Annotated in this window: 11 protein-coding genes and 3 tRNA genes; 7 read left to right on the plus strand and 7 right to left on the minus strand. The window is 72.1% G+C overall.

Annotated elements, in window-relative coordinates:
- The first annotated feature begins 31 nt into the window (after nt 1-31).
- The 4 genes from IE255_RS03225 (at nt 32) to IE255_RS03240 (ending at nt 6,052) form a co-directional block, all read left to right on the plus strand.
- Nucleotides 32-1,309, plus strand: a complete 1,278-nt coding sequence (locus tag IE255_RS03225) for a deoxyguanosinetriphosphate triphosphohydrolase (RefSeq protein WP_190048550.1) — start codon at nt 32-34, stop codon at nt 1,307-1,309.
- A gap of 155 nt (nt 1,310-1,464) precedes the next feature.
- Nucleotides 1,465-2,730, plus strand: a complete 1,266-nt coding sequence (locus IE255_RS03230; RefSeq protein WP_190048551.1) for an NAD(P)/FAD-dependent oxidoreductase — start codon at nt 1,465-1,467, stop codon at nt 2,728-2,730.
- Between the two features lie 29 nt (nt 2,731-2,759).
- Nucleotides 2,760-4,673: a DNA primase gene (dnaG, locus tag IE255_RS03235; protein ID WP_190048552.1), complete on the plus strand. Its 1,914-nt coding sequence runs from the start codon at nt 2,760-2,762 to the stop codon at nt 4,671-4,673.
- A gap of 86 nt (nt 4,674-4,759) precedes the next feature.
- A complete protein-coding gene (locus IE255_RS03240; protein ID WP_190048553.1) occupies nt 4,760-6,052 on the plus strand; it encodes an RNA polymerase sigma factor in 1,293 nt (430 codons plus the stop codon).
- Nucleotides 6,053-6,156: 104 nt separating this feature from the next.
- On the opposite strand, the gene IE255_RS03245 is transcribed toward IE255_RS03240, so the two are convergent.
- The 4 genes from IE255_RS03245 to IE255_RS03260 form a co-directional block, all read right to left on the minus strand.
- Entirely contained in the window at nt 6,157-8,085 is a 1,929-nt protein-coding gene (locus tag IE255_RS03245; RefSeq protein WP_190048554.1) for an ABC transporter ATP-binding protein, read from the minus strand.
- Nucleotides 8,085-9,818 carry an ABC transporter ATP-binding protein gene (locus IE255_RS03250; protein ID WP_190048555.1) on the minus strand — a complete coding sequence of 578 codons (1,734 nt, stop codon included), beginning with the start codon at nt 9,816-9,818 and terminating at the stop codon, nt 8,085-8,087. Before IE255_RS03250 ends, IE255_RS03245 begins: the two co-directional genes overlap by 1 nt.
- A 102-nt stretch (nt 9,819-9,920) precedes the next feature.
- Nucleotides 9,921-11,366 (minus strand): FGGY family carbohydrate kinase, encoded by a 1,446-nt coding sequence (locus tag IE255_RS03255; protein WP_190048556.1) that lies wholly within the window; start codon nt 11,364-11,366, stop codon nt 9,921-9,923.
- A 153-nt stretch (nt 11,367-11,519) separates the two neighbouring features.
- Nucleotides 11,520-11,825, minus strand: a complete 306-nt coding sequence (locus IE255_RS03260) for a YtxH domain-containing protein (protein ID WP_190048557.1) — start codon at nt 11,823-11,825, stop codon at nt 11,520-11,522.
- 158 nt (nt 11,826-11,983) lie between these two features.
- Between IE255_RS03260 and IE255_RS03265 the strand changes: the two genes are divergently transcribed.
- The 3 genes from IE255_RS03265 to IE255_RS03275 all read left to right on the plus strand — a co-directional run bounded on the left by IE255_RS03265 (nt 11,984) and on the right by IE255_RS03275 (nt 12,400).
- Nucleotides 11,984-12,056, plus strand: a tRNA-Asn gene (locus tag IE255_RS03265).
- Between the two features lie 5 nt (nt 12,057-12,061).
- A tRNA-Asn gene (locus IE255_RS03270) sits at nt 12,062-12,134 on the plus strand.
- 189 nt (nt 12,135-12,323) lie between these two features.
- A tRNA-Ile gene (locus IE255_RS03275) sits at nt 12,324-12,400 on the plus strand.
- A gap of 93 nt (nt 12,401-12,493) precedes the next feature.
- Here the strand turns inward: IE255_RS03275 and IE255_RS03280 are convergent.
- From IE255_RS03280 to IE255_RS03290, 3 genes are all read right to left on the minus strand, one after another.
- On the minus strand, nt 12,494-14,257 hold the full coding sequence (locus tag IE255_RS03280) for an eCIS core domain-containing protein (protein WP_268255751.1): 1,764 nt from the start codon (nt 14,255-14,257) through the stop codon (nt 12,494-12,496).
- A gap of 125 nt (nt 14,258-14,382) precedes the next feature.
- Nucleotides 14,383-16,191 (minus strand): polyprenyl diphosphate synthase, encoded by a 1,809-nt coding sequence (gene uppS, locus IE255_RS03285; RefSeq protein WP_372487565.1) that lies wholly within the window; start codon nt 16,189-16,191, stop codon nt 14,383-14,385.
- A gap of 41 nt (nt 16,192-16,232) precedes the next feature.
- The gene (locus IE255_RS03290; RefSeq protein ID WP_190048558.1) at nt 16,233-16,376 is read right to left on the minus strand and encodes a hypothetical protein; all 144 of its coding nucleotides are present in this window, start codon (nt 16,374-16,376) and stop codon (nt 16,233-16,235) included.
- Nucleotides 16,377-16,473 lie beyond the last annotated feature (97 nt).

Consider the following 16,473-nt stretch of genomic DNA (forward strand, 5'->3'; position numbering starts at 1 on the left):
CACAGCACACCCATACCCGTACTGTCGACACATGGCAGGCACCCCGACAAACCCCCCGGCCTACGACCCGACGTCAGTCGACCGCTGGGCCCCGGAACCAGACAAACGCCCCGGCCGCACAGCCTTCCAACGCGACCGAGCCCGAGTCCTGCACAGCGCCGCCCTGAGAAGACTCGCCGGCAAGACCCAAGTGGTAACGCCCGGCACCCTGGGCCCGGCCTGGGACGCCAGCCCCCGCACCCGCCTCACCCACTCCCTGGAGTGCGCCCAGGTCGGCCGCGAGCTGGGCGCGGCCCTCGGCTGCGACCCGGACCTCGTCGAGGCCGCCTGCCTCTCCCACGACCTCGGCCACCCACCCTTCGGCCACAACGGCGAACAGGCCCTCAACGAGTTCGCGGCCGACTGCGGCGGCTTCGAGGGCAACGCCCAGTCCCTCAGACTCCTCACCCGCATCGAGCCCAAACGGTTCACTCCCGAGGGCTCCGTCGGCCTCAACCTCACCCGCGCCGCCCTCGACGCCGCCACCAAGTACCCGTGGCCCCGCGGCGCCCACCCCACCGACCCGGCCTCCCGCAAGTTCGGTGTCTACGAGGACGACCGCCCCGTCTTCGACTGGGTCCGCAAGGACGCCCCCGGCACCCGCACCTGCTTCGAGGCGCAGGTCATGGACTGGTCCGACGACGTCGCCTACTCGGTGCACGACGTGGAGGACGGCCTGCACGCCGGCCACATCGACCCGAACTGCCTGCACGCCGAACCCGAACGCCAGGACGTCTTCCAGGTGGCCCTGGGCCGGTACGTACCGGCGGACACCGACCCCGCCGAACTCGCCGAGGCCCTCGACCGCCTCCTCGCCCAGGAGTGGTGGCCGCACGGCTACGACGGCACCGCCGTCGCCCAGGCCCGGCTGAAGGACGCCACCAGTCAGCTCATCGGCCGCTTCTGCCTGGCCGCCGAGACCACGACCCGCGCCGCGTACGGCGGCGGACGGCTCACCCGGTACGCCGCCGAACTGGTCGTCCCGCGCGGCACCCGCCTGGAGTGCGCCGTCCTCAAGGCCGTCGCCGACCTGTACGTCATGCAGCGCGCCGAGCAGGAGCGCCTGCGCGCCGACCAGCGGATCGTCGTCGCCGAACTGGCCGAGGCACTCACCGCCCGCGCCCCGGACGGCCTGGACCCGCAGTTCCGCGCCCTGTTCGACCGGGCGCCGGACGACCGCGCCCGCAAGCGCGTGATCGTCGACCAGATCGCCTCCCTCACCGACACCTCGGCCCGTTCGCTTCACGCCCGTCTGACGGGGCACGCGTGAAACTGACGGGAAACAGGGGACGGCATCCGGGAAACAGAGGGCCGCGGCACGCCCGGTGGTGACCCTCCGTGGCCTGATCGGGTCACTCCCTCTTCCCGCATCACGCTCCGTGCGGGACGCTCGCAGGTGGCGACACCCTTACGAGGAGGCATCAAGTGGTCGACGCGGATCAGACATTCGTCATCGTCGGAGGCGGACTGGCCGGGGCCAAGGCGGCCGAGACGCTCCGCGCGGAGGGCTTCACCGGCCGCGTGATACTGATCTGCGACGAACGCGACCACCCCTACGAGCGCCCGCCGCTGTCCAAGGGCTACCTCCTCGGCAAGGAGGAACGCGACAGCGTCTTCGTGCACGAGCCCGCCTGGTACGCGGCGAACGACATCGAGCTGCACCTCGGCCAGACCGTCGACGCCATCGACCGCACGGCGAAGACGGTCCGCTTCGGCGACGACGGCACGGTCGTCCGCTACGACAAACTGCTCCTGGCGACCGGCGCCGAGCCCCGGCGCCTCGACATCCCGGGCACGGACCTGGCCGGCGTCCACCACCTGCGCCGCCTCGCCCACGCCGAGCGCCTCAAACACGTCCTGACCAACCTCGGCCGGGACAACGGCCACCTCGTCATCGCCGGCGCCGGCTGGATCGGCCTGGAGGTGGCGGCGGCGGCCCGCGAGTACGGCGCGGAGGTCACCGTGATCCACCGCGGGCCGACCCCGCTGCACTCGGTCCTCGGCCCCGAGCTGGGCCAGCTCTTCGCCGAGCTGCACCGCGAGCGCGGCGTCCGCTTCCACTTCGGCGCCCGGCTCACCGAGATCGTCGGCCAGGACGGCATGGTCCTCGCGGCCCGCACGGACGACGGCGAGGAGCACCCGGCGCACGACGTCCTGGCCGCGATCGGCGCCGCCCCGCGCACCCACCTCGCCGAGGCGGCCGGCCTGGAGATCGCCGACCGCGCCCACGGCGGCGGCATCGTCGTCGACGAGCGGCTGCGCACCTCCGACCCGGACGTCTACGCCGCCGGCGACGTCGTCTCCTTCCCGCACGCCCTCTTCGACACCCGGCTGCGCGTCGAGCACTGGGCCAACGCCCTCAACGGCGGCCCGGCCGCGGCGCGCTCCATGCTGGGCCACGACGTCACGTACGACCGCGTGCCCTACTTCTTCTCCGACCAGTACGACCTGGGCATGGAGTACTCCGGCTGGGCGCCCCCGGGCAGCTACGACCAGGTGGTGATCCGGGGTGACGCGGGGAAGCGCGAGTTCATCGCGTTCTGGGTGAAGGACGGCCGGGTGCTGGCGGGCATGAACGTCAACGTGTGGGACGTCACAGACAAGATCCAGCGACTGGTCCGCGGCAAGGCCCGGGTGAACACGGAGAACCTCGCGGATCCCCGCATTCCACTCGAAAACCTCGCACCGTGAGTGTCAGTCCGCCCCCGTAGAATTCACGCGTGGCAGGACGGATCAACGACGAGGACGTGAAGGCGGTACGGGACGCGGTCCCGATCGACGCCGTCGTGTCCGAGTACCTCCAGCTGCGCAACGCGGGCGGCGGCAACCTCAAGGGGCTGTGCCCGTTCCACGACGAGAAGTCGCCCTCCTTCCAGGTCAGCCCCAGCAAGGGCCTGTTCCACTGCTTCGGCTGCCAGGAGGGCGGCGACACCATCACGTTCGTGATGAAGATCGACCACCTCTCCTTCTCGGAGGCGGTCGAGCGCCTGGCCGGCCAGGCGGGCATCACCCTGCGCTACGAGGAGGGCGGGTACAACCCGTCCCACCAGCGCGGCGAGCGGATCCGCCTGGTCGAGGCCCACAAGATCGCCGCCGAGTGGTACGCGGAACAGCTCGCCACCAGCCCCGAGGCCGACACCGGCCGGGTCTTCCTCGCCGAGCGCGGCTTCGACCAGGCCGCCGCCGTCCACTTCGGCGTCGGCTACAGCCCCCAGGGCTGGGACCACCTGACGCGCTACCTGCGCGGCAAGGGCTTCACCGACAAGGAGCTGCTCCTCTCCGGCCTCTCCCAGGAGGGCCGCCGCGGCCCCATCGACCGCTTCCGCGGCCGTCTGATGTGGCCCATCCGCGACATCGGCGGCGAGGTCGTCGGCTTCGGCGCCCGCAAGCTCTACGAGGCGGACAACGGCCCCAAGTACCTCAACACGCCCGACACGGCGATCTACCGGAAGTCCCAGGTCCTCTACGGCATCGACCTGGCGAAGAAGGAGATCGCGAAGACGTCCCGCGCGGTCGTCGTCGAGGGCTACACGGATGTCATGGCCTGCCACCTCGCCGGCGTGACGACCGCCATCGCCACCTGCGGCACCGCCTTCGGCGGCGACCACATCAAGATCCTGCGCCGGCTGCTCATGGACAACGGCTCGGCCCGCGTCATCTTCACCTTCGACGGCGACGCCGCCGGCCAGAAGGCGGCCCTGCGCGCCTTCGAGGACGACCAGAAATTCGCCGCCGAGACGTACATCGCCATCGCCCCGGACGGCATGGACCCCTGCGACCTGCGCCTCGCCAAGGGCGACGAGGCGGTCGCCGACCTGGTCGAACCCCGCACCCCCCTCTTCGAGTTCGCGCTGCGCCAGATCGTGAGCCGCTACGACCTCGACACGCCGGCGGGCCGCGCCGCCGCCCTGGACGAGGCCGCCCCGATCGTCGCCCGCATCAAGAACAGCGGCGCCCAGCACGAGGTCGCCGTCCAGCTCGCCGGCATGCTCGGCATCCTCGACACGCAGTTCGTGGTCAAGCGCGTGGCCCAGCTGGCCCGCTGGGCCCGCGACCGCGGCGGCAAGACCGGCCCGGGCCCGGACCGGCACCACCCGCCGCAGCAGTACGCCGGACCGCCCCAGCAGGCCGCCCCGCGCGGCCCGGCCCTCAACCTCCGAAACCCCGTCTACGCCACCGAACGCGAACTGCTCAAACTCGCCCTCCAGCGCCCCGAGCTGGTCTCCCCGGCCTTCGACGCGTACGGCGTCGACGAGTTCACCGCCCCGCCCTACGCCGCCGTACGCCAGGCCATCCTGGACGCGGGCGGCGCCGAACCGGGCGTCGCCGACCCCCAGGGCTACCTGGTCAAGGTCCGCGAGGCCGCCCCGGACGACGCGGTCCGCGCGATGGTGACGGAGCTGGCCGTCGAGGCGATCCTGCTGCGCCGAGCGGTCGACGAGGCGTACGCGGGCGCCCAGTTGGTCACCGTCCGCCGCCGCGCCGTCGAGCGCCGCATCCGCGACATCACCAGCCAGCTCACGCGTCTCGGCTCCCACGGCGACCCGGCCCAGCTGGCCGCCGTCCAGAACGAATTGTGGGTCCTCCAGCAGTACGACCAGTCCCTCCGCGAACACGGCGCCGCCGCGCTCTGACGTCACCGCGCGGTCACGCACGGGAAGCAAAAAGTCAACGCACGCCCCTCGTGGCGACGACGTGTCTTACCCCACACTGGGTTCCGGTGCCTGAGTCCTCGGAGCGCGGCCGGTCCGTCACCGACGGGACCCAGATCCCCGCGGTTCCGCTCATCGCGTACGGGACGGAAAGCGGCGAGGCCGTCGACTCCGCCCCCGAAGTACCGCTGCCGCACACCTTGGCAGCGATCATCCTGGAGGTCGCCCCCGTGCAGACCCAGACCCTCACCCAGACCGACGTCGGTGCTGCCCTCGGCGCCGACGGCACAGCCCCGGACGCGGAGCCCGACGCCCTGTCCGCGGTCCCGGCGCAGAACCGCGTCGCGCACCACCCCGAGACGGAGCCGGAGGAGCCGCCCGCCGAGGCCGTCGAGACGGCCGAGCCCCCCGAAGCCGTCGAACCGCCGCCGGCCCGCACCGAGACCGGCGGCCCCTCCTCGGACCTGTTCCGCCAGTACCTGCGGGAGATCGGCCGCATCCCGCTGCTGACCGCGGCCGAGGAGGTGGAACTCGCCCGCCGGGTCGAGGCCGGCCTGTTCGCCGAGGAGAAGCTGAGCAACACCCCCGATCTGGACAGCCAGTTGGCGCTGGACCTCGACCGGCTCGTGGTCATGGGAAGGATGGCCAAGCGCCGCCTCATCGAGGCCAACCTGCGCCTGGTCGTCTCCGTGGCGAAGCGCTACGTCGGCCGCGGCCTGACCATGCTCGACCTCGTCCAGGAGGGCAACCTCGGACTCATCCGGGCCGTCGAGAAGTTCGACTACGCCCGCGGCTACAAGTTCTCCACCTACGCCACCTGGTGGATCCGCCAGGCCATGTCCCGCGCCCTGGCCGACCAGGCCCGCACGATACGGGTGCCCGTGCACGTCGTGGAGCTCATCAACCGCGTCGTCCGGGTGCAGCGCCGCATGCTCCAGGAGCGGGGCTACGAGCCCACGTCCGAGGAGGTCGCCGCGCACCTGGACCTGCCGCCGGAGCGGGTCAGCGAGGTGCTGCGCCTCGCCCAGGAGCCGGTGTCGCTGCACGCGCCCGTCGGCGAGGAGGACGATGTCGCCCTCGGCGACCTGATAGAGGACGGCGACGCGACCTCTCCGGTGGAGTCGGCGGCGTTCCTCCTGCTCAGGGAGCACCTGGAGGCGGTGCTGTCGACCCTGGGGGAGCGGGAACGGAAGGTCGTCCAGCTCCGCTACGGCCTCGCCGATGGCCGTCCCCGCACCCTGGAGGAGATCGGCCGCATCTTCGGCGTGACGCGGGAGCGGATACGGCAGATCGAGTCCAAGACTCTGAACAAACTGCGGGACCACGCCTTCGCGGACCAGCTGAGGGGCTATCTGGACTGATGGGGCGTCAGCTGCACGTACCCAAGGGGCGCGGGGAACTGCGCGACCAGCCACAACCGGCCCGCAGCCGCCCCACGACCCCACCTGGCACCCCCGAATGCGACTCAGTCCACCTCGGCCACCGCCTGCGCGAACTGCGCCTTGTACAGCCGCGCGTACGCCCCGCCCGCCGCCAGCAGCTCCGCGTGCGCGCCCTGCTCCACGATCGACCCGTTCTCCATGACCAGGATCGTGTCCGCGTCCCGGATCGTCGACAGCCGGTGGGCGATGACGAACGAGGTCCGCCCGTGCGCCAGTTTCGCCATGGCCTTCTGGATGAGCACCTCGGTTCGCGTGTCGACCGAACTCGTCGCCTCGTCCAGCACCAGGATCACCGGGTCGGACAGGAACGCCCGCGCGATGGTGATGAGCTGCTTCTCGCCCGCGCTGACCCCGGTCCCCTCGTCGTCGATCACCGTGTCGTACCCGTCCGGCAGCGTCCGGATGAACCGGTCCGCGTGCGCGGCCCGGGCCGCCTCCTCGATCTCCCCGCGGGTGACGTCCCGGGCGGCCCCGTACGCGATGTTCTCCGCGATCGTGCCGCCGAACAGCCAGGTGTCCTGGAGCACCATGCCGATCCCGGCGCGCAGCTCGTCCCGGGACATCCGCGCGATGTCGACGCCGTCGAGGGTGATGCGCCCGCCGGTGACGTCGTAGAACCGCATCAGCAGGTTCACCAGTGTCGTCTTGCCGGCGCCGGTCGGGCCGACGATGGCCACCGTCTGCCCCGGCTCGACCTTGAGCGACAGGTCCTCGATGAGCGGCTTGTCGGGGTCGTAGCGGAACGACACATGCTCCAGCGCCACCTGCCCGCGCAGCTCCTCGGGCCGCACGCCCGGCACCGGATCGGCGCTCTGCTCCTCCGCGTCGAGCAGCTCGAAGACCCGCTCCGCCGAGGCGACACCCGACTGCACCAGGTTGGCCATGGACGCGAGCTGCGTCAGCGGCATGGAGAACTGCCGCGAGTACTGGATGAAGGCCTGCACGTCCCCGATGGACAGCGAGCCCGAGGCGACCCGCAGCCCGCCGACCACCGCGACCAGCACGTAGTTGAGGTTCGACACGAACATCATCAGCGGCTGGATCACCCCGCTGTTGAACTGCGCCCGGAACCCCGCCTCGTACAGCGCCTCGTTCTGCTCGGCGAACTGCCGCGCCGACTCCTCGTGCCGCCCGAACACCTTCACGAGGGTGTGCCCGGTGTACATCTCCTCGATGTGCGCGTTGAGTTTGCCCGTCGTGCGCCACTGCTGCACGAAGTGCGGCTGCGACCGCTTGCCCACGCGCGTGGCGACGGCGAACGACAGCGGCACGGTCACCAGCGCGACCAGCGCCAGGATCCAGGAGACGTAGAACATCATCGCGAGCACGCCGATGATGGTCAGCACCGAGTTGATGAGCTGCCCCATCGACTGCTGGAGCGTCTGCCCGATGTTGTCGATGTCGTTGGTCGCCCGGGACAGCACCTCGCCGCGCTGGCGCTTGTCGAAGTACGACAGCGGCAGCCGCGACAGCTTCGTCTGCACTTCCTCGCGCATCCGGAACATGGTCCGGTTCACGGACCGGTTCACCAGCCGCGTCGCCACCGCCATCAGCAGCCCGGCCACCGTGAACACGCCCAGCGCGAGCAGCAGCACATGCCCGACGGCGGTGAAGTCGATGCCCTCGCCCGGGGTGAAGTCGGTGCTGCGGAGCATGTCGGCGACGTCACCGTCCCCGCGCTGCCGCATCTGCTCCAGGACCTGCTCCTTGCTCGCCCCCTCGGGCATGCCCCGCCCGACGATCCCCGCGAAGACCAGGTCGGTGGCCTTGCCGAGGATCTTCGGTCCGACGACGCTGAGGCCGACGCTGAGCACCACGCACAGCAGCAGCATGCAGATGGTCAGCCGCTCCGGCCGGAACTGCCCGACGAGCCGTCTGCCCGACCCCTTGAAGTCCAGCGAGTGCTGGTCGGGGCCGCCCCCGGCCATCATCCGCCCCATGGGCCCCGCCATCAGGCAGCCTCCGCTTCCGTGAGCTGGGAGAGCACGATCTCCCGATAGGTGTCGTTGTCCGCCATCAGCTCGTGGTGCCGGCCCGTGCCGACGACCCGGCCCTCGTCGAGGACGACGATCCGGTCGGCGTCCCGGATGGTGGCCACCCGCTGGGCGACGATCACGACGGTCGCCTCGGCGGTCTCCCGCGCGAGCGCGGCCCGCAGGGCCGCGTCGGTGGCGTAGTCGAGCGCGGAGAAGGAGTCGTCGAAGAGGTAGATCTCCGGGCGCTGCACCAGCGTCCGGGCGATCGCGAGCCGCTGCCGCTGGCCTCCGGAGACGTTCGCCCCGCCCTGCGCGACCGGCGCGTTAAGCCCGCCCTCCAGTCGCTGGACGAAGTCCTTGGCCTGCGCCACCTCCAGCGCGTGCCACAGCTCCTCGTCGGTGGCGTCCGGGTTGCCGTAGCGCAGATTGGTCGCCACCGTCCCCGCGAACAGGTACGGCTTCTGCGGCACCAGCCCGACGGTCTTCGCCAGCAGCTCCGGATCGATCTCCGCCACGTCGACCCCGTCCACGAGCACCTGCCCCTCGGTCGCGTCGAACAGCCTGGGGACCAGCCCGAGCAGCGTGGACTTGCCGCTGCCGGTCGAACCGATGACGGCGGTCGTCTCACCCGGCCGGGCGACCAGCTCCACGGCGCGCAGCACCGGCTCCTCGGCACCCGGGTAGCGGAAGCCCGCCCCGCGGATCTCCAGATGCCCGTGCCGGCGCAGCTCCCGCACCGGCGCGGTCGGCGGCACGACGCTCGACGAGGTCTCCAGCACCTCCTGGATCCGCTCGGCACACACCTCCGCACGCGGCACCATCATGAACATGAAGGTGGCCATCATCACGGACATGACGATCTGCATCAGATAGGCGAGGAACGCGGTCAGGTCACCGATCTGCATCCCCCCGCTGTCGATGCGGTGCGCACCGAACCACACCACGGCGATCGACGACAGGTTCACCACCGTCATGACGATCGGGAACATCAGCGCCATGAGGTTGCCGGCGCCGAGCGCGGAGTCGGTGAGATCGGTGTTGGCCTTCCGGAACCGCTGCTGCTCGTGCTCGTCCCGGACGAAGGCGCGGATCACACGGTTGCCGGTGATCTGCTCGCGCAGCACCCGGTTCACCGTGTCCAGCCGCTCCTGCATGGACCGGAACAGCGGCCGCAGCCGCCGCACGATCAGCGTCACGCAGACGCCCAGCACCGGCACGACCGCCACCAGCACAGCGGACAGCGGCACGTCCAGGCCGAGCGCCAGCACGATGCCGCCCACGCACATGATCGGCGCCGACACCACCAGCGTGAACGTCATCAGCGCCAGCATCTGCACCTGCTGGACGTCGTTCGTCGTCCGGGTGATCAGCGACGGCGCGCCGAAGTGTCCGACCTCACGCGCGGAGAACGACTGCACCCGGTCGAACACGGCGCCGCGCACGTCCCGCCCCAGCGCCGACGCCGTACGGGCGCCGTAGTACACGGCCCCGATGTTGCACACGACCTGCACCAGCGAGATGCCGATCATCAGGCCGCCGTGGCGCAGGATGTAGCCGGTGTCGCCGGTGACGACACCCCGGTCGATGATGTCCGCGTTCAGCGTGGGCAGGTAGAGCGTGGCGCAGGTCTGCAGGAACTGGAGCAGGACCAGCAGGGCGATGGGTCTCTTGTAGGGCTTGAGGTGGGTTCGCAGGAGACGTATGAGCACGCTGCTTCTCTCGGAGTGGACGACGGGGCGGTTGGTTGCCCCTGGCCCCTATCGTCGAACACTCCACCGGCGTTACCTCAACCGAATTAACCCAACAGGTGGTCAGAACGCTCCGGGATGGGTCTGCTCCCGCACCGACACGAACTGCTGCCGCACCGCCTGCCCCACCGCCAGTTCCTCCCCGGGCTCCAGCACCTGCGCGACCGCGCCCTGCCAGGCCGGCGGAGTCCGCGCGTCGAGCGCGCCCTGGGACGCCCCGAGCGCCCAGGCCGCCTGGCGGGCGGCGCCGATCGCCGCGTAGTCCGCCGGCTGCGGCACCACGACCTGCGTCCCGAACAGCGAGGGCGCGGCGGCCTGCACGGCGGGCAGCTCCGCGGCCGGCCCGAGCAGGAACACCCGCCGCACCTCCACGCCCCGGCCGCGCAGCACGTCCAGCGCGTCCGCGAGCCCGCACAGCATGCCCTCGAACGCGGCCCGCGCCAGATGCTCCGGCTTCATCGACTCGCGCCTGAGCCCCGCCAGGGTCCCGGCGGTGTGCGGCAGGTTCGGCGTCCGCTCGCCCTCCAGGTAGGGCAGCAGCACCAGCCCGTGCGCCCCCGGCGTCGACTTCATCGCCAGCTCGGACAGGCTCTCCAGATCGGGCATCCCCAGCAGCTCGGCGGCCCCGCGCAGGGTCCGCACGGCGTTCAGCGTGGTGACGACGGGCAGGTGCATGCCGGTCGCGTCGGCGAGCGCGGTGATCATCCCGGAGCCGTCGACCAGCGCCTCGGGGTGCACGGCCATGACGGACCCGGACGCCCCCAGCGACACGACCGCGTCGCCGACGCTGATGCCCAGCCCGAACGCCGCGGCCATGGTCTCGCCGGTCCCGACGGAGATCAGCAGCCCCTCCGGCGTCGTACCGGCCGCGTCCGCCGGGCCGATCACCTCCGGCAGCATCACCTGGTGCCCGAGCGCCAGCTCGACCAGATCGGGCCGGTAGGCGCCGGTCGCCGCCGACCAGTACCCGGTGCCGGACGCCCCGCCCCGGTCGGTGGTCCTGCGCACCGGCCGGCCCAGCAGCTGCCACACCAGCCAGTCGTGCGCCTGGAGGAGGATCGCGGTGCGCTGCGCGTTCTCCGGCTCGGTCCGGGCCAGCCAGCGCAGCTTCGTCACCGGGTGGGCGGCCTGCGGCACACACCCCACGGCCTGTGCCCAGGCCTCGCGCCCGCCGAGCGCGTCGACCAGATCGGCCGCGGCGACCTGCGTCCGCTTGTCACCGCCGACCATCGCCGGCCGCACGGTGTTGCCCTGCGCGTCCAGCGGCACGACGGCGTTCTGCTGCGCCGAGACGCCGATCGCCTGCACGCCCTCCAGCAGTCCGCCGCCCGCGGCCTCGCCGAGGGACAGCAGCCAGGCCTGCGGGTCGACGTCGGACGGGCGGCCGCCGTCGGGGCTCTCCACCGGATGCGGCGCATACCCCTGCCTGAGCACGGCTCCGGTGTCCGAGTCACAGACGACGATGCGAGTGAAATCGGGTGCACTGTCCAACCCGGCGACTATCCCCATGGCCAAAATTCTGCCGTACCGCTGCGCCGGCTTGAGCCGTGGGCGCCGTGGATCTTGACGCCGGGTTTCGGGCGCGGGGCGCGTCGTGGCTGGTCGCGCAGTTCCCCGCGCCCCTTGGGGGCGCGGCTGCGCCCGGCGCCTGAGAAGGAACTGTTACGTGTTGCTTGTGCCCCAGTCGTCCTCGCCGCCGTTGTGGGTGGCTCGCTCCTTGAGGTGGCGGACCCGGTCGGCGACCGAGTCGGGGACGCGGTCGCCGACCTTGTCGCTGACCACGTGGTAGGCCTTGCCCGCGATCTCGCGGCCCTGCTGGGCCGCGGACTCCGCGGTGTTGCGGACGGCGGGGTTCTGTGCGAACTGCCGGGCCGACTTCTTCAGCTGTTCGTAGCGCTCGCGTCCGGCCCTCGTGCCCAGCACGTAACCCAGGACGACTCCGGCGACGAACGTGAGCCGGTAACGCATGGCGGCCACCCTTTCCTTGCGTAGGTCTCCGGTGCGGCGTCGGCGCCGGGGAGTGCCGATTGGCGGAGCACCCCCCTGCTTGCGCTAATGTATGTGTCGCAGCGAACGCGCGCCCCCTGGCGAATACCCAGGTAGGTACGTTCGATGCAACGAGACCTTCCTCGGTAGCTCAATTGGCAGAGCAGCCGGCTGTTAACCGGCAGGTTACTGGTTCGAGTCCAGTCCGGGGAGCTCGGTCCTCCGTAGCTCAATTGGCAGAGCAGCCGGCTGTTAACCGGCAGGTTACTGGTTCGAGTCCAGTCGGGGGAGCATGATGAACGAGGGCCCCCGCCGGGGTCCTTTTTCATGTCCGTTCCGATCTTCCTGGAACCGCGCAGGGCTGGTCGCAGTCCTCATGGTCACGTAGGCCGTGCGAAGCCGACCATCCGAAGCAGGAGATCGTATGAGCGGCTATGCTGCGGCAGACGGCGCGCACACATGTACGCGACACGCCGCTATGGGGCGGTAGCTCAGCCGGTTAGAGCAGCGGACTCATAATCCGTCGGCCGTGGGTTCGAGTCCCACCCGCCCCACCAGGCGCTACCCGCGCAGAACCGTTTCTGCCCGTGGAGGTTTCCCAGCACGAGGACGGTCCCGTCGAGCGGGCCCGCCCTCGTCGGCCGTGTCGATCAGGGCGTCGTGTCCATCGCCTCCGGGCTCGACTGACGGTCGCTTCCGGAGGCCGGGGAGTCCGAATCGGTGCCGTAGCCGGTCTCCAGGCGTTCCTTGCCTTCGCAGTCGACCCTCAGGGTCACGTGGGTGCCGCCGGCCTTCTGGGCCGCCTCGTGGATGCTGGCCGCCAGGGCCGCGGCGCCCGCGACCGTGTAGTTGTCGATGCCGATGCTGGAGGACCGGCTCGGCCAGAACGGGCCCGGCCGCTTGGTGTCGTCCCCGGCGAAGAGCTCCATGTAGCAGACCATGCAGGGCCGCTTGACGCCCGCGATCCGGTTGTTGGCGATGCTGCCCTGCGGCGCGCTCTCCATGATCCGGCGCTCGGCGTGCATACCGTCCTCCTTCGGATCCTCGCGCTTCCCCGGCACCCTGACCGGACCCGCGAGGGCCTGGAGGACCTCCCCGTACCGCTCCATGCCCTCCCGCGACTCGAGGAGCCGCCGGGACACCTTTTCGGCGTGGCGCTTCTCGCGCGGGGTGCGCGCATCGGCGTTCGCCTTGTTGCTCGTCAGGATCTCGGTGAGGAAAGCCCGGGCGTTGCTCTTGCCCTCGTACAGGTCGGAGAGGGCCTTGTTGGCGGCGTCCTTGTTCGAGGAGATGTACAGCTCGTACTTCTTCGCCGGCGCGGCGTTCGGCTCCACGGCCTCGTCGGAGTCCACGGTCGCCACGCCCGTCTGCACCTCCACGGGCTCCTTGCCGTGGTCGTTGAGGTAGTTGAAGACGACGGTGGAGATCCAGCGCAGGGCCTGCTCGACCCGGTCCGGCTCGAAGGACCGCTCCGGGCGGATGTTGCTGCCGGAACCGTGGTAGGTCTTGCCCAGCTCGGTGGCGAGGAGACCCTCGCTGCTCGCGTAGGCCGGGGGATTGTCGGACATGAGCGGAAAGTGCAGGGTCCTGTCCTGCTGCCCGCCGCGCACGTCCCAGTCGTACTTCGTCTGCAGCTCCTTCGTGACCGCCTCCGCCACGTCCCGGGCGCTTTCTTGCTTTTTCGCCTTCCCGCGCCCCTTCGCCTTGGTCACCCGGCCGTCGGCCACGGGCGCCCGCTGCACGCTCGCCCGCTGCACCGGAGCGCCGTGGCCCGCCCCGCCGGGCAGCGACAGGTCGGGCGGTGAACCCTGGGCGACCCGGCGGCCGTTGGCGGCCGACTGGCGCTCGAAGGGGTCGTGCTCGTGGGAGACCTTCACGCCCGAACCGTTGTCCCGGCCGGCCACCTGGCCCTGCGCCTGCTGCCGCACGTGGTCCAGCTCGTGGAACATCGTCTCGTCGTCCACCCGTGCCGAGCCGAGCACGATGTGGTGCCCGACCGTCAGGGCGCGGGCGTCGAAACCGGCGGCGGCCCGCTGGGCGACCGCGTCGTTGTGCACCCGCACATGGCCCAGCTCCATCCCGTACGCCTGCTGCGCCTTGGCGAGGATGCGCGGCTCCAGTCCGCTGCCGCCGGAGCCGGTCGCCGCGGCGAGTGCCTCCGGCCCCGGTACCGCGTCCTGCCCGGCCCCCCGGGGTGCCTCCCGGCGCTGGACCGCCCGGTCCTCGTGGCCGCAGCCCGGGCCGTGCCGGTGCCGCTGCTCCTCGACCGCCCGGGTCACCGCCGCGTTGCCCGCCGCGCGTTGCAGGGCGAGCAGCCCGGCCGCCGGGCCGGCGGGCGACGACACCCGTGCGGCGGCACGCGTGGCGCCGGGGCGGCCGCCGCCGCGCTCGTTCTCCTGGTCCTGTGTGCGCACGGGCGCTCCCTCCGACAACGGACATACGTCAGCCGACCACGCTGCCCGTCCGGGGCCGGGCGCCGTAAGGGCCTCGGGGGCAGACCCGGGGGCACGGCACGCGGAGTGCGCGGGCGCGGGGCCGCTCAGGGCGCGGGCGCCGGGCTGGCCGGGGCGGTGCCGTGGCGGCGTTGGCGGTGGGTGTACGCGGTGACGGCCCGCCACAGGTCGCGCCGGTCGGTGTCGGGCCAGAGGCCGGGGGTGAAGTGCAGCTCGGCGTAGCTCGTGTGCCAGGGCAGGAAGTTGGAGGTGCGCTGCTCGTTGCCGGTGCGCCAGAGCAGGTCCACGTCCGGCATGTCCGGGTGGGGCAGGTGGCGTGCGAAGTCGTCCTCGGTGATCAGGTCGGGGTCGAGGTGGCCCGTGCGGACCCGGCGCGCGAGGGCGGCGGCGGTGCGGGTGAGCTCGTCCCGGCCGCCGTAGTCGATGCACATCGTCAGGGTCAGGCCGGTGCGGGTGCGGGTGGTGCGCTCCCGGAGGTGGAGGAGATCGACCAGGTCGGGGGGCAGGCGGCCGGTGCGGCCGTGCCAGCGCAGGCGGACGTCGAGAGCGCGGAAGGGGTCCTCGGCCAGTTCGCGGCGCAGGACGTCGAGGAGCGCGTCGACCTCCTCGGTGTCGCGGCTCCAGTTCTCCGTGGAGAAGGTGTACAGGGTCAGATGCCGCAGACCGAGGTCCAGGGCGCCGTGGACCACGTCGCGGGCGGCGGTGGCGCCGGCGCGGTGGCCCTCGTGCCGGGGCAGGCCGCGCTGCTGGGCCCAGCGGCCGTTGCCGTCCATGATCACGGCGACGTGGTGGGGGAGCCGGCCGGGCGGGATCCGCGGGGGGCGCTGGCCGCTGGGGTGGGGCGGCGGAAGGCGGAAGGCCCGGGTGGGCGTCGGCCGGGCGGGCGTGGGGGGCCGGTGCGGGCCGGGGCGCTGGGGTGGCGGCGCCGTCAGCGGGGTCAGGCTCCACGCCAGCGCGGCGCGGGCCCGGGCCGGGACGAGGACGCGGGCCCGGGTGAGCGGCGTGGGCCGGGGCCGGGCGCGCAGGACGGCGGGGCCGGCGGAGTCGATGGCGTCGAGCTGGGCGCGCAGCAGGGCGGCCATCGTCTCCAGGACGGTGGCCGGGCCGGGGTGCATGCCGCGGACCAGGGCGTCCTGGGCGACCCACCGGCGGGCCAGGCCGGTCAGGTCCGCGACCAGGGCGGCCACGGCGGGGCTCCAGCGGCGGCGGGCCAGGTCGTCCGCCGACCCGGGGTGCCGGTCCAGAGCCTCGTCGGGCAGGAGGAGGTCGCCCTGGGCGAGGTCGGCGGACAGGTCGGTGAGGATGTCGGTGAGCCGGACGCCGTCGAGGAACTCCTCGTAGCTCTCCCGCGTGTCCAGACGCAGCGCCACCGGTACGCCGGACCGGTCGAAGACCGCGCGGACCTGGCCGAACCAGGGCAGCAGGTTGTCCCGGCCCCAGGTGCGCCACGCGGCCCAGTCGCCGAAGCGTCTGCCGCGGGTGTCGTCGTGGACCTGGGTCATGGCGCCGTGCAGTTCGGACAGGTCCAGGCGCCAGCGGTTGGCGGTGTCCACCAGGGCGCGGCGGATCGGGTCCGGGCTGGTTCCGGTGGGCAGCTCGCGGTGCAGGGCGGTGATCCAGGCCTCGACCCGGGCGGCCCGTTCGGCGGCGGGCGCGGTGCGGTCGTCGCCCAGGTCGTCGAGGGCGTTGGCCGCCGCCCACAGGGCGTGCAGCGCCGGGCGCAAGGGGGCCGGCACCAGCTGGATCAGCGCGTACTCCGCCGGGTCCTGGTCCCTGGTCCGGCGCCGGCACAGTCGGTAGGCCGCCCGCAGGGCCGGGTCGTCGCCGGTCACCGGCGGCGCGGAGGGCTCTAGTCGGTCCGCCGGTGCTGGGGTCGCGGGAGGCACATCGCTCACACCGAGGACGGTACGTCCTGGGCGTGCGGGCGCGTACCTGTCTACGACGCCGTGTCGTCGTCCTCCGTGTCGGTGTCGTCCCGGTCGCCCTCCGCCTGGGACGGGGTGGGCCGGGCAGTCGTGTCCTGCTCGTCGTCGCGGTCGCCCTCGGCCTGGGACGGGGTGGTCCAGATGTCCTCGCTCATGGCCGTGCCTCCTGGGGTCGCTGTCGTCGCCTGAGTACCCCGATGGGCCGCGCGGCACCACGGCGGGCGAGCACCCGGCCCAGCACGTGGCACCGCT

This window comes from Streptomyces lomondensis (assembly GCF_014651035.1).
In the GTDB taxonomy this organism is placed as follows: domain Bacteria; phylum Actinomycetota; class Actinomycetes; order Streptomycetales; family Streptomycetaceae; genus Streptomyces; species Streptomyces lomondensis.